20 protein-coding genes are annotated in these 17010 nt (G+C 70.4%); 16 read left to right on the forward strand and 4 right to left on the reverse strand.

Features of this window, described 5'->3' with window-relative positions; translation table 11 throughout:
* Positions 1 to 25 precede the first annotated feature (25 nt).
* Positions 26 to 220, forward strand: coding sequence for a hypothetical protein (locus BMZ82_RS35180; RefSeq protein WP_093781468.1), 195 nt, complete (start codon positions 26 to 28; stop codon positions 218 to 220).
* Here the strand turns inward: BMZ82_RS35180 and BMZ82_RS35185 are convergent.
* Both BMZ82_RS35185 and BMZ82_RS35190 read right to left on the reverse strand, forming a co-directional pair.
* Positions 217 to 501 (reverse strand): DUF397 domain-containing protein, encoded by a 285-nt coding sequence (locus BMZ82_RS35185; protein WP_093781469.1) that lies wholly within the window; start codon positions 499 to 501, stop codon positions 217 to 219. The two genes, BMZ82_RS35180 and BMZ82_RS35185, sit on opposite strands and share 4 nt — an antisense overlap.
* A complete protein-coding gene (locus BMZ82_RS35190) occupies positions 498 to 1289 on the reverse strand; it encodes a helix-turn-helix domain-containing protein (RefSeq protein WP_093781489.1) in 792 nt (263 codons plus the stop codon). The genes BMZ82_RS35185 and BMZ82_RS35190 overlap by 4 nt, the downstream gene beginning before the upstream one ends.
* Before the next feature lie 208 nt (positions 1290 to 1497).
* On the opposite strand from BMZ82_RS35190, the gene BMZ82_RS35195 reads away from it, so the two are divergent.
* The 13 genes from BMZ82_RS35195 (at position 1498) to BMZ82_RS35260 (ending at position 13150) form a co-directional block, all read left to right on the forward strand.
* Complete coding sequence (locus tag BMZ82_RS35195; protein WP_093781470.1) at positions 1498 to 2019, forward strand: ATP-binding protein; 522 nt, start codon at positions 1498 to 1500, stop codon at positions 2017 to 2019.
* Between the two features lie 197 nt (positions 2020 to 2216).
* On the forward strand, positions 2217 to 3059 hold the full coding sequence (locus BMZ82_RS35200) for a helix-turn-helix domain-containing protein (protein ID WP_093781471.1): 843 nt from the start codon (positions 2217 to 2219) through the stop codon (positions 3057 to 3059).
* A 39-nt stretch (positions 3060 to 3098) separates the two neighbouring features.
* A complete protein-coding gene (locus BMZ82_RS35205) occupies positions 3099 to 4031 on the forward strand; it encodes a hypothetical protein (RefSeq protein ID WP_093781472.1) in 933 nt (310 codons plus the stop codon).
* Positions 4032 to 4033: 2 nt separating this feature from the next.
* Positions 4034 to 4312: a hypothetical protein gene (locus BMZ82_RS35210; protein ID WP_093781473.1), complete on the forward strand. Its 279-nt coding sequence runs from the start codon at positions 4034 to 4036 to the stop codon at positions 4310 to 4312.
* A 9-nt stretch (positions 4313 to 4321) separates the two neighbouring features.
* The gene (gene mshB, locus BMZ82_RS35215) at positions 4322 to 5194 is read left to right on the forward strand and encodes an N-acetyl-1-D-myo-inositol-2-amino-2-deoxy-alpha-D-glucopyranoside deacetylase (protein WP_093781474.1); all 873 of its coding nucleotides are present in this window, start codon (positions 4322 to 4324) and stop codon (positions 5192 to 5194) included.
* Entirely contained in the window at positions 5194 to 5604 is a 411-nt protein-coding gene (locus tag BMZ82_RS35220) for a DUF6113 family protein (protein ID WP_093781475.1), read from the forward strand. Before mshB ends, BMZ82_RS35220 begins: the two co-directional genes overlap by 1 nt.
* 154 nt (positions 5605 to 5758) lie before the next feature.
* Positions 5759 to 8092 (forward strand): hypothetical protein, encoded by a 2334-nt coding sequence (locus BMZ82_RS35230; protein WP_177244813.1) that lies wholly within the window; start codon positions 5759 to 5761, stop codon positions 8090 to 8092.
* Between the two features lie 95 nt (positions 8093 to 8187).
* Positions 8188 to 9102, forward strand: a complete 915-nt coding sequence (locus BMZ82_RS35235; RefSeq protein ID WP_093781478.1) for an ABC transporter ATP-binding protein — start codon at positions 8188 to 8190, stop codon at positions 9100 to 9102.
* On the forward strand, positions 9099 to 9839 hold the full coding sequence (locus BMZ82_RS35240) for an ABC transporter permease (protein ID WP_093781479.1): 741 nt from the start codon (positions 9099 to 9101) through the stop codon (positions 9837 to 9839). The genes BMZ82_RS35235 and BMZ82_RS35240 overlap by 4 nt, the downstream gene beginning before the upstream one ends.
* Entirely contained in the window at positions 9836 to 11062 is a 1227-nt protein-coding gene (locus BMZ82_RS35245) for a sensor histidine kinase (protein ID WP_371271346.1), read from the forward strand. The genes BMZ82_RS35240 and BMZ82_RS35245 overlap by 4 nt, the downstream gene beginning before the upstream one ends.
* On the forward strand, positions 11059 to 11676 hold the full coding sequence (locus BMZ82_RS35250) for a response regulator transcription factor (RefSeq protein WP_093781480.1): 618 nt from the start codon (positions 11059 to 11061) through the stop codon (positions 11674 to 11676). The genes BMZ82_RS35245 and BMZ82_RS35250 overlap by 4 nt, the downstream gene beginning before the upstream one ends.
* Positions 11677 to 11816: 140 nt before the next feature.
* A complete protein-coding gene (locus BMZ82_RS35255) occupies positions 11817 to 12647 on the forward strand; it encodes a ribonuclease domain-containing protein (protein WP_093781481.1) in 831 nt (276 codons plus the stop codon).
* A 47-nt stretch (positions 12648 to 12694) separates the two neighbouring features.
* The gene (locus BMZ82_RS35260) at positions 12695 to 13150 is read left to right on the forward strand and encodes a barstar family protein (protein ID WP_093781482.1); all 456 of its coding nucleotides are present in this window, start codon (positions 12695 to 12697) and stop codon (positions 13148 to 13150) included.
* A 49-nt stretch (positions 13151 to 13199) separates the two neighbouring features.
* On the opposite strand, the gene BMZ82_RS35265 is transcribed toward BMZ82_RS35260, so the two are convergent.
* Positions 13200 to 14045: a transglutaminase family protein gene (locus BMZ82_RS35265; protein ID WP_093781483.1), complete on the reverse strand. Its 846-nt coding sequence runs from the start codon at positions 14043 to 14045 to the stop codon at positions 13200 to 13202.
* Positions 14042 to 15058 (reverse strand): GNAT family N-acetyltransferase, encoded by a 1017-nt coding sequence (locus BMZ82_RS35270; protein ID WP_093781484.1) that lies wholly within the window; start codon positions 15056 to 15058, stop codon positions 14042 to 14044. The genes BMZ82_RS35265 and BMZ82_RS35270 overlap by 4 nt, the downstream gene beginning before the upstream one ends.
* A 140-nt stretch (positions 15059 to 15198) precedes the next feature.
* Here BMZ82_RS35270 and fdxA point away from each other — a divergent pair, with 140 nt between their 5' ends.
* Together fdxA and BMZ82_RS35280 are read left to right on the forward strand one after the other, a co-directional pair.
* Complete coding sequence (gene fdxA, locus BMZ82_RS35275; protein ID WP_007495984.1) at positions 15199 to 15519, forward strand: ferredoxin; 321 nt, start codon at positions 15199 to 15201, stop codon at positions 15517 to 15519.
* 81 nt (positions 15520 to 15600) lie between these two features.
* The gene (locus tag BMZ82_RS35280; protein WP_093781485.1) at positions 15601 to 16698 is read left to right on the forward strand and encodes a bifunctional succinyldiaminopimelate transaminase/glutamate-prephenate aminotransferase; all 1098 of its coding nucleotides are present in this window, start codon (positions 15601 to 15603) and stop codon (positions 16696 to 16698) included.
* The last annotated feature ends 312 nt before the right edge of the window (positions 16699 to 17010 follow it).

The raw sequence follows: 17010 nt of genomic DNA on the forward strand, positions 1-17010 counted from the left end.
CCCGGGTTCTTGGAGGTGAGCCGCCGTGGCGCTCTCGATTTCAGCGGTGGTGCTGCTGGCGATCGTCGTCTTCTTGTTGATCAAGAAGTCGGGACTGAAGGGTGGTCACGCGGTTGTCTGCATGCTGCTCGGTTTCTACCTGGCCTCTTCGACGATCGCACCGACGATCAGCGACCTGACGACAAGCGTCGCCAGCATGATCGGCAGCATCAAGTTCTAGACGTACGACGGCTTCTGGACGTACGGCACGAAGACGGTCCACGCCTCGGGCGACAGCGCGAGGCGGGGGCTGTCGTCGCCGTGCTTGGAGTCGCGGACGTGGATGGTGGTGGGGGTGGTGGCGATCTCCACGCAGGACTCGCCGTCGGTGCCATCGCTGTAGCTGCTCTTGAACCAGTTCAGGGCGACTTCGACGCAGGTTTCACCGTCGGGCCCGCCGCTGTGGCTGCTCTTGAACCACGCCAGTTGGGCGATGGTTCCGGCGGAGGTCTTGCGCATCATGTCTCTCCCAGCAGTTTCTCGATGAAGGCCAGTGACTCCCGTGGTGGGAGTGCCTGCGCTCGGATGGTGCCATAGCGCAGCTCAAGGATGCGGAGCTGCCTTGGATCCGTGACTGGTCGGCCACCGAAGGCACCGTCGGAACGTCCTGCTGCTGTCCCGTCCGGGAACTTCAACAGCTCGATCTTGCCGTCCAGCCCCGGATGGGGGTCCGTGTTCGTCGGCATGACCTGAAGCGTGACGTTGTTCAACTGCGCCACTTCCAGCAAGTGTTCGAGTTGCCGTTGCCATGCCATTGTGCCTCCAACCTGCCGACGCAGCGGGGCCTCTTCCAGCACGAAGTGGCACGAAGGAGCCGGGTCCCGTTCGAAGACCGACCGCCGGGCCACACGAGCGGCCACCATGCGTTCCAGGTTGTTCGGCGAGTACGGCGGCTGGGCCGCTTCGATCAGGGCGCGGGCGTGCTCGGGGGTCTGCAGCAGGCCGGGGAGGCTGCTGCACACGTACACGCCCATTTCGACGGCCTTGGCCTCCCTGTCGGCCAAGTCCCGAACCTTCTTTGGGTAACTGACCTTCTCCACGTCCTCCTTCATGGCCGAGATCAGCCCACCGGCGTCCAGAACCTCGTCGGCCTTGTCCAGATACTCGAGGCGGGGGATCCGCTTGCCGCCCTCGATCTTGTAGACGAGGTCCTCGCCGTACCCGACCGCCGCTGCGAAGTTGGCGGCGCGCATTCCCAGGGCCTCCCGCCGAAGTTTCAGTTGCCGTCCGACCATCTCCAAAACAGCCATGCCCCAGTGGTCGTTGGGGTCCACCTCCCAACCCGGCTCGTCCGCCTCCTCCTTGAGCTGAACCTCTTTGCCGTTCACCTGAGTCACTTCGCACCCCTCCGTCACTCGAACCGACAGCGCCGACACGACCGGACAACGTCCGGACAGTCACCGTACGCAACGGCGACGTCACTGTTCACGGTAAGCGTGAGCGGCCACTCTGAGTCACGTGATTGAGCAAACCGCCTCCCCCGAGCTCCAACCTGCCCACCACTTCCGCAACTTCTGCGTGCGCCTGTCACCCACGCCTCGCGGAGCCCGCCTCGCGCGCCTGCTCGCGGTGGAACAACTGCGCTCCTGGGAACTGCCCTTGGACCCGGCCCGCCAACTCGTCGCCGAACTCGCGACGAACGCGGCGACCCACGGACGCATCCCCGGCCGGGACTTCCGGCTGTCGCTCTACGTCATCGCGAACACGTTGCGCATCGAGGTGACGGACACCATGGGGGACCGGCCGCCCCGCCCCCGCCGGACGCCCCCGGAAACCGATTCCGAGTCGGGTCGCGGACTGCTCATCGTCGAGGCGCTCGCCGACCGGTGGGGCTGGGCACCGGAGATGCGTCCGCGCAAGACGGTGTGGGCCGAGGTCGCGCTCCCACGCCCGCGTCCACTCCCACGCCCGTTGGCACCGGAACCCGACGCCTCGTGTTCCGGTGCGAGGGGCGCTCTTTCCCAAGGACCACGAGGGTGAAAGAACCCCACCAAGCCCCACCCCTCCCGCCCGCAGCGCAAACTCACTCCCGCGAGTGAATATGCCAACTCGGCTGGTTTCGGCACGGGTTGTCTGCCCTACGCTCGCCCCAACACCACCGCAGACATGCGACGGCCCTCGCCGGGACGGCAATCCCAGTGCGAGGGCCTGACCACCGAGGAAGAGAGACCTTCCCGATGGATACGGAAAACCCTAGCGCGCCGCCGTGCGCCGAGTCCGGCACCCCGCGCAAAAACCACCCCCACGCGGGCGGACTCACCCACGACAACACCCGCCACACCACCCGCTTCACGGTGATCGGCAACCACCTCGCCCAGCACAAGGAGCTGACCCTCCTGGCGATCGGCCTGGCGGTGCACCTCCAGTCGCTCCCGGCGGGCGTCCGCGTCGACATCAAGTCCCTCACGGCCCGCTTCCCCGAGGGCGCGACGCGCATCGCCGCCGCGTTACGCGAACTGGAAACCCACGGCTACCTGCGCCGCGAACGCAAGCGCGTCCCGGACGGCCGGATCGTCACCCGCACGGTGTCCTGCAACCAGCCCGGCCGCCGGGGCGACGCCCCCGAGCCTCCGCCGAGGCCGCCGGTACGCCGTCCGGCCCCGCCCCGCAAGAAACAGCTCCCGCCGGTCCCACAGCCCGCGTACTCGTCCCCCCAGCTCCTCCAGACGGCCGTGGACCTCCTCGCCGGCCTCCGCCGCGACGACCCCCGCCTGCTCCTCTCCGCGACCGACGCCGACCATCTGGCCCCCGGGGTCGCCGCCTGGCTGGAACGCGAGATCACCCCCACAGCCGTACGCCACGCCCTCACCACCGACCTCCCGGCCGACCCCCTACGCCGCCCAGCGGCCTTCCTGGCCCACCGCCTGACCGCCCAACTCCCACCCCTCCCGCCATACCGCGCCCCGGCCGCCCCACCCCAGGGCCCCCGCCCCAAACTCCGCAACTGCGACGGCTGCGACCGAGCCTTCAAATCCACGGGCGCGGACAGATGCGGCGACTGCCGACGGCCCCACGACTAAGAACCCAAGAACCCAGGAACCAAGCAACCAAGGAACCGCATGGTCAGCTCGCCGCATGAAGCGATGCACCGGATCTTCCAGCACGACACCCACCTCTTCAGCCGCGTCTCGAAAGTCCTCGGCTGCGACCTTCCCGTCCCGGACAGCGTCACGATCCTGCCCACGGACCTCACCGAGACCGGCCCCGTCGAACGGCGGGTGGACACCCTCCTGCGCTTCGACAGCGTGGAACACGGCGACTTCCTCCTCGCCATCGAGGCTCAGGGCAACAAGAACCTGACCAAGCCCGCGAGCTGGGCGTATTACACCGCGTATCTGTGGAGCAAATACCGGCTGCCCACGGCGCTCATGGTCGTCGTCCAGGACCACGCCACCGCCGCCTGGGCCCAGCAATCGGTGGCCAGCGGGCCTCCCCAGCTCCCCACCCTCACCATCAGGCCCCTCGTGGCGGGCCCCCACAACATGCCGATGATCACCGACCCGACCGAGGCCGCCGAGGACCTCGTACTGGCCACCCTCGCGGCCATCACACACGCGGGCGATCCGGCCATTGGTGACATACTGAAGACCCTGTCCACCGCTCTGAAACAGGAGCGCGAAGACACCGTCGCCCCCATCATCGAACTCATCACACAGGGCCTGGGCAAGCGCCCGGCCAAAGAGCTCTGGAGGAACCTGGTGGCCGTGGACCTTTCCTTCTACAAGTCAGACCTCGCGGAAGAGCTGCGCGACGAAGGCCGCGAGAAAGGCCGCGAAGAGGGCCGCGAGGAAGGTCTCGGCCAAGGACGCGTCGAGGGGAGTGTCAACACCTACGTCAGGGTGATACTGGCCACCCTGGAGCGGCGCGGCATCGATGTTTCTGCCGACGTGCGTGAGCGGATCGCGGAGTGCAGCGACCTCGAGCTCCTCCACGAGTGGTTCCTCCGCGCCGCCACCGCCACGTCTGCCGCAGAGATCTTCGGGGACGAGTAGGCGTGGCTGTGGACCTCTCCTTCTACAAGTCGTTCATCGCGGAGGAGATCCGCGAGGAAGGCCGAGTCCAGGGCTTCGCCGAGGGCTTTGCTGAGGCCTGTGCTGAGGTCTGGGCGAAGGGCGTACTGATCGTCTTGGAAGCCCGTGGTCTCGACGTTTCCGACGGGGTCCGTGAGCGTGTCACCGGCTGTTACGACATCGACCTTCTCCGGCACTGGCTCGCTCGGGCCATCACCGCCACGTCCGCTGTCGAGATCTTTGGGGACGAGCCCGCCTCGTAGGGTGGGGGTATGAAGGAATTGACCGGTCGGCGTCTGTTGTTGGTGCATGCTCACCCGGATGACGAGTCGATCAACAATGGCGTGACCATGGCCAGGTATGCGGCCGAGGGTGCTCGTGTGACGCTGGTCACCTGCACCCTCGGGGAACTCGGTGAGGTGATTCCGCCGGAGTTGCGGCATCTCGCCGGGGCCGCCCTCGGTGAGCATCGGCTGGGTGAGCTCACCGCCGCCATGGCCGAGCTGGGTGTCGACGACTTCCGGCTGCTCGGCGGCACGGGTCGGTACGGCGACTCCGGGATGATGGGCCTCGCCGAGAACGACGACCCCGGCTGCTTCTGGCAGGCTGATGTCGACGAAGCCGCCACGTCGCTCGTCGAGGTGATCCTCGAGGTACGGCCCCAGGTGCTCGTCACGTACGACGACAACGGCGGCTACGGCCACCCCGACCACATCCAGGCCCACCGCGTCGCCATGCGCGCGCTGGAGCTGGCCGAGGCCGCCGGGTGGCGTATCCCCAAGGTGTACGTCAACCGCGTCCCGCGCTCCGTCACCGAGGCCGCCTTCGCCCGGCTCCAGGAGGAGCTGCCGGGGCTGCCCTTCACCAAGAGCGCCGTCGTCGATGATGTGCCAGGTGTTGTGGACGGTGAACGTGTTACCGCTGAGATTCATGGCGGCGATGCCCACGTCTCCGCCAAGGCCGCCGCCATGCGTGCCCACGCCACGCAGGTCGAAGTCGCCCCCGGCGAGCGGTACTTCGCCCTCTCCAACGAACTCGCCCAGCCCCTCTTCACCACCGAGTACTACGAACTCGTACGTGGGGAAGCCACAGAGCTGCCGGAGAGCGATCTCTTCGCCGGTGTCGACGCCGAGGCGGTGGCCTGATGGCCGAGCGCGGGTCGATGCTCGCCCAGCCGCTCCGGATGCCCCCCGCCGGACGGGCCGCCGCCTATGTGGGCCTGTTCCTGCTCGGGGCCGTCACCGGGCTCGCCGGGGCGCTCGTCCAGGCCGCCTGGTTCCCCGGCGGCCTGCTCCTGGCGCTCGCCGGCGCGGTCGGACTGTTCGTCGGCGGGGCGCGCGCCCTGGAAACCCGCGCCGGGGCCGTCGCGCCCGCCGCAGGCTGGATGATCTCCGTCGTCCTGTGCACGGCCGGCCGCCCCGAGGGCGACTTCCTGTTCGGCGCGGGAGGCGGCTCGTACCTCTTCCTGCTCGGTGGAATGGCGCTCGCTGTGATCTGTGCCACGATCGGTTTGGGGCGGCAACCAGGCGGCACCGACGTCCGACTTGGCAAGTGACGTACCACTTCACCCTGGCGGGCCAGTGGGAGTCCGGTGTGGGTTTCCTCGGCGGTCATGGGATACGGGCCAGAAGTGGCCAGTATGGTGGTGCGCGCCGCCGAGCTGCCCGTGAGGTCGTGGCGGGCGGCGGAGCCAACCTGGAGAACCTGCCTTGAGTCGTGAAACTGACAGTCCGTCCTCCGGGCCCAACGGGTCCAACGGGCGCGGCGGAGCCGCATATCCCTCGGGCACGCCGCCGTACGGCACCCCTGCGGTGTCCGACGGCGGCGCGGACGCGGGTCGTTCGGCCGCGCGACCGGAGGAACGGAAGACCGAGACCACGCTGACGACCCGGATCCGCATCAACATCCCGGGATCGCGGCCCATTCCACCGGTCGTCGTGCGCAAACCCGTCGCCGACGCCGAAAACGCGGGCGACGACAGCCCCAACGGCAACGGCAACGCCAACGCCAATACCGGGGCCGACGCGCAGTCGGCGGCTTCAGCGGGTGGCTACGGGGGCGGGTCGTCCGACACCGGCTCGTTCGAGCTGCCTGGCGAACCCGCGCCCACCGCCGAGGAGAAGAAGAGCGACTGGTTCGCGCCTCGCAAGTCCTCGTCCGGCAAGGGCGGTCAGGGCGGCGGCTCCACCAACGGGGCCGGTCTGCCGGGCGGTTCGGCCGCCGGCACGGGTGCGCCTGCGCCCGCGCCTTCGAGCGGTGCGCCTGCTGGTCCCCGGCCGGGTGCCGGGCGTCCCGGTGGCGTCGTCGGCTCCATGAGCGTGCCGGGCGGTGCCCGCCCCGGCGGGACCAACGGCTCCGGGATGCCGGGCGGTGCCACGGGCGGACCCGTGGCTCCGGGACACGGCGGCGGCACGGGCTCCTTCGACGTCACCGAGGCACTCGCCGCCGGGCCCCTGGGCAACAACGGCAACAACGGCTCGCGCCCCGGTCAGCGGCCGGGGCAGGGGCAGCGGCCGCAGGGGCAGGGGCAGCAGGGTCCGGGTCAGGGGCAGCAGGGTGGTGGCGGTGCCGAGCCGCGCCGCGACAACCTGCCGTACTTCTCCGACAACGGCCAGAACGGCCAGGGCGGCGGTTTCCCCGGCGGCCCCGGCGGTCCCGGTGGCTCGTACGACTTCAACGGCCCGCAGGGCGGTCCGGCGGGCCCGACCGGCGGTCCGGTCACCGGCGACGGCCCGATGGTGCCCCCGATGGGCGGCAGCGCGCGCGGCACGGCCGGCGCGATCGGCGCGGCGGGCGCCCCCGGCGTGACCCGCCCGCCCTCCGCCCCCGGCGGCGCCCGTTCCACGGCCCCCGGCACCGGACGGCTCCCCGGCGGCGGACTCAGCGACGACACCGCGATCCTCACCCCGCAGAAACACGCCCCCGAACCGGGCGCGGACAGCTTCAACGTGCGGCCCGTCGACAACGTCTCCGGGCACACCCTCAGCAGCGGCATCCCCGTCGTGCCCGCAGGCGGTACGGGCACGGACACGGGCCCGCGCAGCGCGCCCACCGGCGGCTCCGCGAACTCCGCGAACTCCAAGAAGAAGGCCAAGAAGAAGGGCCGCAGCAAGCTGCCCCTGCTGGGCGGCCTGGTGGTCGTCGCGGGCGTCGGCGTGTACGGCGCAGGCCTGCTGATGAACCACTCCGACGTGCCCAAGGGCACCACCGTCCTCGGCGTGGAGATCGGCGGCGGCACCCGTGACGACGCCGTCAAGACGCTCGACGAGGCCTTCTCCAAGCGCGTCGCCCAGTCGCTGAAGCTGAGCGTCGGCGGCGGCACCGTCCTCCTGCGGCCGGACCAGGCGGGCCTCCAGTTCGACATGCAGGCCACCGTCGACGACGCGGCCAAGAGCGACTACAACCCGGTCTCCGTGATCGGCTCGCTGTTCGGCCAGCACCGCGAGGTCGAGCCCGAGATGCCGGTCGACGAGGAGAAGCTCCAGGCCGCTCTGGCGAGCGCGGCGGGCGGCTCCGGCTCGGCCACCGACGGCACGATCAAGTTCGAGTCCGGCAAGGCCGTCGCCGTCTACGGCAAGGCGGGCAAGGGCATCGACGCGGCGAAGGCCGAGTCGGCCGTCGTGGCCGCCTACCGCGACCAGGTGGAGACCGGCACGACCACGGCGGTCAGCGTGCCGACGACCACCAAACAGCCGACGGTGTCCGACGCCGAGGTCGACCGCATGATGAAGGAGTTCGCCGAACCGGCCATGTCCGGCAAGGTCACGCTCCAGACCAAGGACGGCCTGCACAGCATCGCTTTCAGCCCGAAGAACTCCCTGTGGAAGTTCCTCCAGGTCAAGGCGGTCAACGGCAAGCTCGTCGAGAGCTACGACCAGCCCGCCCTGAAGGAGCTGTACGGCGGCACCTTCGACACCGTGCTCATCACCCGTGGCACCGGCCAGAAGACGGCCGTCACGGTCCAGGACGTCATCGGCGCCCTGCGCCCGGCCCTGAAGAGCACGACGGACCGGATCGCGATCATCGAGACCAACCCGAGCTGACCTGACGACGAGACGGTGCCGCATGACATCTGTCATGCGGCACTGAGGACGACCGACACTGCCGCCCGCCCCGCTGCGCGGCGACGATTGCTGTCATGACGACGACGACAGTGCCGGTGGTCGGTTTCGACCAGGTGAGCAAGAGCTTCGGTGAGGTACGGGCCGTGGACGGCCTGACGCTCGCGCTGCGCCCCGGCGAGACCGTGGCGCTGCTCGGCCCCAACGGCGCGGGCAAGTCCACCACCCTCGACCTGCTGCTCGGCCTCAAGCACCCCGACAGCGGCGCCGTCCGCCTCTTCGGCGCCACCCCACGCGAGGCGATCGTCGCCGGGCGGGTCGGCGCGATGCTCCAGAGCGGCGGCCTGATGGACGAGGTCACGGTCGCCGAGCTGGTCCGGCTCGCCTGTGCCCTGCACCCGAAGCCGTACCGGCCCGCCGACGTGCTGGCCCGCGCGGGCGTCACCCAGATCGCCGACCGCAAGGTCGACAAGCTCTCCGGCGGCCAGGCCCAACGCGTCCGGTTCGCCCTCGCCACCGCAGGCGACAGCGACCTCATCGTCCTGGACGAGCCGACGACCGGCATGGACGTCACCACCCGGCAGGCCTTCTGGGCCACCATGCGCGAACAGGCCGACCAGGGCCGTACGGTCCTGTTCGCCACCCACTACCTCGAAGAGGCCGACGCCATCGCAGACCGGGTGCTCGTCCTGCACCGGGGCCGGCTGCTCGCCGACGGCACGGCCGCCGAGATCAAGGCCAAGGCCGGGGCCCGCAGGATCGCCTTCGACCTGGAGGGCGGGATCGACGAGGCCGCACTGCGCGCCCTGCCGTTCCTCACCACCCTCGACGTGTCCGGCCGCACCGTCCGCATCCAGTCCACCGACGCCGACGCGACCGTCCACGCCGTCTACGGCCTCGGCCTCTACCCCCACAACCTCGAGGTCGCCGGGCTCGGCCTGGAGCAGGCCTTCGTGGCCCTCACCACCGCCGAGGAGGCGAAGTCGAAGTGAACGGCCTCATCAAGCTGGAACTCACCCGCGCCCTGCGCAACCGCAAGTTCCTGTTCTTCTCGGTGATCTACCCGTCGGTCCTGTTCCTGCTCATCGCGGGCAGCGCCGACGGCACCGCGAAGGTCGACGGCACGGGCCTCACCCTCCCGACCTACATGATGGTCTCGATGGCCTCCTTCGGCGCTCTCACGGCCGTCCTGATGGGCAACAGCGAGCGCATCGCCAAGGAACGCCAGAGCGGCTGGGTACGGCAACTGCGCCTGACCACCCTCCCCGGGCGCGGTTACGTCCTGGCGAAGACCGCCAGCGCCGCCGTGGTCAGCCTGCCGTCCATCGTCGTCGTCTTCGCCGTCGCGGCGGCCGTGAAGGACGTACGGCTGGACGCCTGGCAGTGGCTCGCGCTGACCGGCGCGATCTGGGCCGGCAGCCTCGTCTTCGCCGCCCTGGGCGTCGCGATCGGCTACCTCGCGAACGGGGACGCGGTCCGCCCGATCACGATGATCACCTACTTCGGCCTGTCGATCCTCGGCGGCCTGTGGATGCCCACGACGACCTTCCCGACCTGGCTGCAGGACATAGCCAAGTGGGTGCCGACACACGCGTACGCTGCGCTGGGGCAGTCCATCGAGCAGAGCCAGGCCCCGCACGCCAAGGACATCGTCATCCTGGCCGTCTCCTTCGCCCTGTTCACGGGCGGTGCGGCCTGGCTGTACCGGAAGGACACGCTGAAGGCGTGAGCGCCATGAAGGACGACCACCTGGACGGCTTTCCCGGAGAGGCCCGGCGGGAACCGATGATCCCGCTGGGCCAGCCGCCCCGCACCCGGCGCGAGCTGTGGGGGCGCAAACTGCTGTGGATCGGCGTCTGGCTGGTCTTCCTCAGCTCGCCGGTCCAGGACCTGATCTCCGGCGACCACAGCATCGGCGGCACGGTCGCGGGCTGGCTCGGCCTGGCGGTGTTCGTCGCCCTCTACCTCTCGCTCCTCTTCCGCAACATGGGGGAGCGGCCCTACCCCACGAAGCTCATCGGCGTCCTCATCGGCTCCATGGCGGTGCTGGCCACCGTCCTCGGCCTCACCCTCGGCTCCGCCTGGCTCGGCCTGTACTGCTACGTCTCCGTGGCCTGCGGCATGGTCCTCCCGCTGCGGTGGGCGTTCTGGACGATCCCGGCGACGGGCGCGACGCTGCTCCTGGTCGGCCTGCGCACCGACGAGGACGAAGCGCTCAACCTCCTCCTGCTGGTCCTGCTCATCGGCTTCGCGATGACGGGCGTGAGCCAACTCGTCCGTACGACGGTGGAGTTGCGCGAGGCCCGGGCCACGGTCGCCCAACTCGCCGCCAACGAGGAGCGGTTGCGCCTGGCCAGAGACCTGCACGACCTCCTCGGCCACTCCCTCTCCCTCATCACCCTGAAGAGCGAGCTGGCCGGCCGGATGCTCCCCGACCACCCCGACAAGGCGGCCCGGCAGGTCGCCGACATCGAACAGGTCAGCCGCCAGGCCCTGGTGGACGTCCGCGAGGCCGTCACCGGCTACCGGCGCCCCCGCCTGGCCGCCGAACTCGCGGGCGCGCAGGTCGCGTTGACAGCGGCCGGCATCATCGCCCGGATCCCCGCCGAACCGGACCAGGACGGCGTCCCCGAGGACACCGAGTCCGCCCTCGCCTGGGCCCTGCGCGAGGCCATCACCAACGTCGTACGCCACAGCGGCGCCGCCCGCTGCACCATCGACCTCGTGCGCCGCCAGACCCTCGACGGCCCCGCCCTCGAACTCTCCGTCGAGGACGACGGCTCCGGCGGCTCAGGCGGCTCCGGAAAGGGCCCCGGCAACGGCCTCACGGGCCTGACGGAACGCCTGGAGAAGGTGGGCGGCACCCTGGAGGCGGGCCGCGTCAAACACGGCTTCCGCCTGACCGCCCGCGTCCCGGCCGGCCCGGTGGCGGACGTAGGATCCGGCTCATGACTGGTGGCACGATCAAGGTCCTTCTGGCCGAGGACCAGTCGATGGTCCGCGAGGCCCTGGCCGCCCTGCTCGGCCTGGAGGACGACATCGAGGTCGTCGCCCAAGTGGCGCGCGGCGACGAGGTGCTGGCGGCCGCCCGCGCCCACGACATCGACGTGGCCCTTCTCGACATCGAGATGCCGGGCGCGACGGGCATCGAGGCGGCGGCCCAACTCCACAAGGAACTCCCGCAGTTGAAGCTGGTCGTCCTCACGACCTTCGGCCGCCCCGGCTACCTGCGCAGCGCCATGGAGGCCGGCGCCGACGCCTTCCTCGTCAAGGACGCCCCCGCCGCCCAACTCGCCGAAGCGGTCCGCAAGGTCCTGGCCGGCGAACGGGTCATCGATCCCACCCTCGCGGCAGCGGCCCTGGCGGGCGGCGCCAACCCCCTCACCGACCGCGAACGCGAGATCCTGCGAGCGGCGGCGGACGGCTCCACCAACGCGGAACTGGCAGCGACCCTCCACCTCTCCCAGGGCACCGTCCGCAACTACCTCTCGACGGCGATCCAGAAACTCGCGGTGCGCAACAGGGCGGAAGCGGTCCGGATAGCGCGAGAGAAGGGCTGGCTGTAGCCCGACGTGAGCCCGGCGAGATCCCGGCGAAGTTCTTTGGAATAGCAGGGGTTTAGACAGGAAACCTGTTGATCCTTACTCGCGGGTTGGGACATTCGCCTCTGGGCGACGCGAGCGGCCGAGAGCCAGACTCCCCAGGCATGACCTTGGACAGAGACAGCGAATCAAGCACAGGCGCAAGCGCCGAACCGGCTGAGATCCGTAGGCACAAACGACGTTCGCGCTGGCTCAGCGCGAAGTTCCTGGCACTGTTCCTCGCCATCGCGACGATCCTGGGCGGCGTCGCCCTGCTCGCCCCGCAGGCGCAGGACAAGGCGAGCGCCGCCACGGACAAGGGCGACAACTTCACCTTCCCGTCCGACCTCGAAGAGATGGTCGCGTTCTGGAACGCCAAGGCGTGGCCGACGAACAAGGCCACGTCATCGGAGGTCGACCAGAACGGCGTCACCGCCTTCATGTACCGGGGCGGCACCTTCGGCGACCGGGACGGCCAGCTCACGGCCTTCATCCAGGCCAACTTCCCCACCGCCGTGACACCGTCCTTCAGCGAGTACGACGTCGACTTCCGGCAGACGCGCAGGACGCCGCGCAACGCCCGCCGCGTCGTCCGCGACTCGAACAACGGGTTCATCTTCTACACCGACGACCACTACGCGAACTTCCACCTCTTCGCCTACCAGAACCTCCCGGACGTCGACGACGCAGCACCCTCGATCCCCGAGAACACCTTCACCACCGACAACTCCCTCACGCCGGTCGCGGAGGAGACCGCCGGTGACCCGCCGGCGGGCGGCAGCGGCGGCGGCTCGGTCGACCCGACCGTCTTCCTGCCCATCGAGAACGCGACCTTCGAGGAACAGAACAACGCCGCGCTGGGCCAGGCCGACGAGCGGGGCGACTCGATCTTCGTCCAGATCGGCAGCTTCCTGCTGGGGGCCCTGCTGCTGATCTCCGTGGCCGCCAAGGGCTGATCAGGGAACACAGAGTCCTCGTCATAGGCATAGGCATAGTCATAGTCATGGACTGGATCGAACTGACCGCGCACGAGCCCGGGGGAGTGGCAGGAGCGGCGCCCCCGGTCGTCGTGCGCGGCGCGGACTGCCGTACCGGGGCGGAGCTGTTCGCGGAGTGGGCGCGAGCCCTGGAGTTCCCCGCCCACTTCGGCCACAACTGGGACGCCTTCCACGACTGCCTCACGGAAAAGGCGCTGTGGCACTACGACCCCGACGGCCCGCCTCCCGCACAACCCCTGACCATCCGGGTCGAGGACGCCGCCCAACTCCTCGCCGACGCGCCCGCCCGGGACCTCACCGTGCTGCTGACGGCCCTCTCCGACACCGCGACCGTCCAACAGGACGACGAGGACGAGGGCGCGTACCCGGACGGCTTCAGAATCCACCTGCACCTGCTCGCCAAGTCCGAGGAACTCCCGTACCTGGAAAGCCGGTTGAGGATGGCCGGATTTCGCCGATGACGATGACGGTGGTGGTGGAGGTGATGGTGGCGGCTTGGCACCAGGTGGGTCAGTTCAACATGGCCCGCGCGGCGAACGCCTCTTTCCGCACCCGCTCCGCCATCGCCTCGTCCACCACCTCCACCAGCCCGGCGTACTCCTCCATCTCCTCGGCCCCACCCACGAAATCCCCCCGCCGTACCAGCAACTGCCCCTTCTCGTACCGCAACCGCGCCGGATGCGACGGCAGGGTCAACGCCAACTCCACTGCCCACAGGGCGACTTCCGACCGCTCCGGCCGAGCCTCCGCCCACGACCGGATGTTGTTCAGGATCCGCGTCACGACGTCCAACGGCTCGGCCGCGCTCAGCATCGACGGCTCCAACCGCGCCCCCGTCGCCCCGGCGACCAACAACTGCGCGTCACCGCCGGTCAGTACCCGCCCACCGTCGAAGGGGTCGACCAGCACCTGCCGCTCGAGATCCGCGGGCGGTCCGAACCCCACCACGAAGTGCCCCGGCAGCGCGACCCCGTACACCGGAGCCCCGGCGCGCCGCGCCACCTCCACCCACACCACCGACAGCAGGATCGGCAACCCCCGCCGCCGTACCAGCACGTGATGCAGCAGCGACGACTCCAGCCGGTCGTAGTCCGCGGCCGAACCGCGAAACCCGTACCCCTCCTCGCCGAGCAACTCCCGTAGCGCGACCGCCCACTCGCGCGGCCCACCGGGCCGGTACGGCAGTCGCCCCGCGAGTCGGTCCAACTCGATCTGGGCGGCGTCCAGACCGGCGTCGTCCAGCTCGGGGTCCGCCGCCGCGCCGATCAGCAGGCACAGCAGCGCCAGATCGGGCCGCTCGGCCCGAGCCTCCTCGGCGAACCGCCGCCGCACCTCACCGGCCTCGAAGCCGCTCACGACGTCTCCCGGTCGGGCCCGCGATAGTGGTGGTACGAGTGATGCGCGCCGAAGCCCAGCCCCGCGTACATCGCCCGCGCCCCCGCGTTGTCGTCCTCCACCTGAAGCCAGGCCGCCGACGCCCCCTCGGCCAGCGCCCGCCGCGCCAACGCCGCCATCACGGTCGTGGCGAGCCCCTTGCGCCGCTGCGCCGGATCGACCTCCACGGCGGCGAACCCGGCCCACCGCCCGTCCACGACACACCGCCCGATGGCCGCCGGAGCACCCCCGGACCCCCCGGCCACGGACGCGAACCACACCGAAGGCCCGCTCCCCAGCACCTTCTGAGCCACCTCACCCACCCCCTTGCGCTGATACCGCGCCAACCACGCCTCATCGGCCTCCCGAGCCAGCACCACACCCTCGGTCTCCGAGGCCTCCACCCGGTCCGCGACCCGTGCCAGCGCCCCGACCCACACCTCCGCCGTCACCTCACGCACCCACCCCCGCCGCTCCAGCTCCGCGCACAGCAGCTCCTCGGTGCCCTCGGCCCCCGTCGCCGTCTGCACATAGGCGGGCAGCCCGCGCTCGCCGTACCAGCGCCGTACGACGTCCAGGGCCGCGTCGAGCGGGACGCCGGGGTCGCCGAGGGGGAGCACCGAGTTGGCGCGCCGGGTGAATCCGGCGGCGGCGCGCAGCTCCCACGCGCCGAGCCGCTCGCTCTCCACGGGCCGCCACGCCCGCGCGGCGACCCGGGCCAGCTCCTCGTACGAGGCGGCCGGACCCCGCCGCCGGGCCGGCGCGGCCGGTACGACCTTGCCCGCCACCAGCGCGGATTCGTCAACGCGGACGCTCTCCCCGCTCTTCCGTGTGATCACGAGCACACCGTCGTCCCATGATGTGAGAACACCCACCGTGTCGGTGAATTTCCCCTCGGTGACGCCAGGTCCGGTCAAACACCGCACAGAGACACGTTTTCCCACGTCAGCAGCGGTTATCCGGACCTCCAGGCGTCCGGCGTGCGAGATTCCCACTGGTCAGTTCACCCCTCCTGTTCGGATCATGCCCAAGAACGGAGATACTAGGGGCGGGCATCGACGACGCCGCGCTCCCGCGCGCCAGGCGGCGGAGCCTGAGGAGGCCCGCCGGCGCCCTATCGAGGAGGAACGACAGCGTGACCTACGTCATCGCGCAGCCTTGTGTCGACGTGAAGGACAAGGCCTGCATCGAAGAGTGCCCGGTCGACTGCATCTACGAGGGCCAGCGGTCCTTGTACATCCACCCGGACGAATGTGTCGACTGCGGTGCCTGTGAACCGGTCTGCCCGGTCGAGGCCATCTTCTACGAGGACGACACTCCCGAGGAGTGGAAGGACTACTACAAGGCGAACGTCGAGTTCTTCGACGAGCTCGGCTCGCCCGGCGGCGCCAGCAAGCTGGGTCTGATCGAGCGCGACCACCCCTTCGTCGCCGCGCTGCCGCCGCAGGCCGAGTAACGAGCGACCCGCCTCGGTCCGCCTCGGTCCCTTCTGGGGCCGGGGCGTTTGCCGTACCCGTTCAGAGAGCGAGCAACCACCGTGTCCTCCGTAGTCTCCGACCGTCTTCCCACCTTCCCCTGGGACAAGCTGGAGCCGTACAAGAAGACGGCCGCAGCGCACCCGGACGGCATCGTCGACCTCTCCGTCGGCACCCCGGTCGACCCGGTGCCCGACCTGATCCAGAAGGCGCTGATCGACGCGGCGGACTCGCCGGGCTACCCCACGGTCTGGGGCACGCCGGCGCTGCGTGACGCGATCACCGGCTGGCTGGAGCGCCGGCTCGGCGCCCGCGAGGTCACCCACCGCCACGTCCTGCCGATCGTCGGCTCCAAGGAACTCGTGGCCTGGCTCCCGACCCAGCTCGGCCTCGGCCCCGGCGACCGCGTCGCCTACCCGCGCCTGGCCTACCCGACGTACGAGGTCGGCGCGCGTCTGGCCCGCGCAGAGTACGAGGTCTACGACGACCCGACCGACCTGGACCCGACGGGCCTGAAGCTCCTCTGGCTGAACTCGCCGTCCAACCCGACGGGCCGGGTGCTCTCCAAGGCGGAACTGACCCGGATCGTGGCCTGGGCCCGGGAGCACGGCATCCTGCTGTTCTCCGACGAGTGCTACCTCGAACTGGGCTGGGAGGCCGACCCGGTCTCGGTCCTCCACCCGGACGTCAACGGCGGCTCGTACGAGGGCATCGTCGCGGTCCACTCGCTCTCCAAGCGCTCGAACCTGGCCGGTTACCGGGCGGCCTTCCTGGCGGGCGACCCGGCGGTTCTCGGCCCCCTCCTGGAGATCCGCAAGCACGGCGGCATGATGACGTCGGCGCCCACGCAGGCGGCGGTCGTGGCGGCCCTCGGCGACGACACCCACGTCCGTGAACAGCGCGAGCGCTACGCGGCCCGCCGCACCCTCCTGCGCGAGGCCCTCCTGTCCCACGGCTTCCGGATCGAACACAGCGAGGCCAGCCTCTACCTCTGGGCCACCCGAGACGAGCCCTGCTGGACCACGGTCGCCCACCTCGCCAACCAAGGCATCCTGGTAGCCCCCGGCGACTTCTACGGCACGGCAGGCGAAACCTTCGTACGCGTGGCCCTGACGGCGACGGACGAACGGGTAAGAGCAGCGGCAGAACGCCTGTCGTAGCGGCTGGCGCTGCCGCTGCCGCTGCCGCTGCCGCTGCCGCTGCCGCTGGCGCTGCCGCTGCCGCTGCCGCTGGCGCTGCCGCTGCCGCTGCCGCTGGCGCTGCCGCTGCCGCTGCCGCTGGCGCTGCCGCTGGCGCTGCCGCTCCCGCTGGCGCTGGCGCTGGCGCTGCCGCCACCGCTGCCGCTCCCGCCACCGCTGCCGCTGCCGCTGCCGCTGGCGCTGGCGCTGCCGCCACCGCCACCGCTGCCGCCACCGCTGCCGCTGCCGCTCCCGCCACCGCTGTGGGCAGTCGTTCCGCAGGGCGGAACGGGT

The sequence above is a fragment of the Streptomyces sp. yr375 genome, assembly GCF_900110755.1.
In the GTDB taxonomy this organism is placed as follows: Bacteria; Actinomycetota; Actinomycetes; order Streptomycetales; family Streptomycetaceae; genus Streptomyces.

What these genes read in the sequence shown, in the direction of transcription:
- BMZ82_RS35185 (WP_093781469.1), bottom strand. Translation starts at nt 501, where the DNA reads ATGATGCGCAAGACCTCCGCCGGAACCATCGCCCAACTGGCGTGGTTC.
- BMZ82_RS35190 (WP_093781489.1), bottom strand. Translation starts at nt 1,289, where the DNA reads ATGGCTGTTTTGGAGATGGTCGGACGGCAACTGAAACTTCGGCGGGAG.
- BMZ82_RS35200 (WP_093781471.1), top strand. Translation starts at nt 2,217, where the DNA reads ATGGATACGGAAAACCCTAGCGCGCCGCCGTGCGCCGAGTCCGGCACC.
- BMZ82_RS35205 (WP_093781472.1), top strand. Translation starts at nt 3,099, where the DNA reads ATGGTCAGCTCGCCGCATGAAGCGATGCACCGGATCTTCCAGCACGAC.
- mshB (WP_093781474.1), top strand. Translation starts at nt 4,322, where the DNA reads ATGAAGGAATTGACCGGTCGGCGTCTGTTGTTGGTGCATGCTCACCCG.
- BMZ82_RS35220 (WP_093781475.1), top strand. Translation starts at nt 5,194, where the DNA reads ATGGCCGAGCGCGGGTCGATGCTCGCCCAGCCGCTCCGGATGCCCCCC.
- BMZ82_RS35235 (WP_093781478.1), top strand. Translation starts at nt 8,188, where the DNA reads ATGACGACGACGACAGTGCCGGTGGTCGGTTTCGACCAGGTGAGCAAG.
- BMZ82_RS35250 (WP_093781480.1), top strand. Translation starts at nt 11,059, where the DNA reads ATGACTGGTGGCACGATCAAGGTCCTTCTGGCCGAGGACCAGTCGATG.
- BMZ82_RS35255 (WP_093781481.1), top strand. Translation starts at nt 11,817, where the DNA reads ATGACCTTGGACAGAGACAGCGAATCAAGCACAGGCGCAAGCGCCGAA.
- BMZ82_RS35260 (WP_093781482.1), top strand. Translation starts at nt 12,695, where the DNA reads ATGGACTGGATCGAACTGACCGCGCACGAGCCCGGGGGAGTGGCAGGA.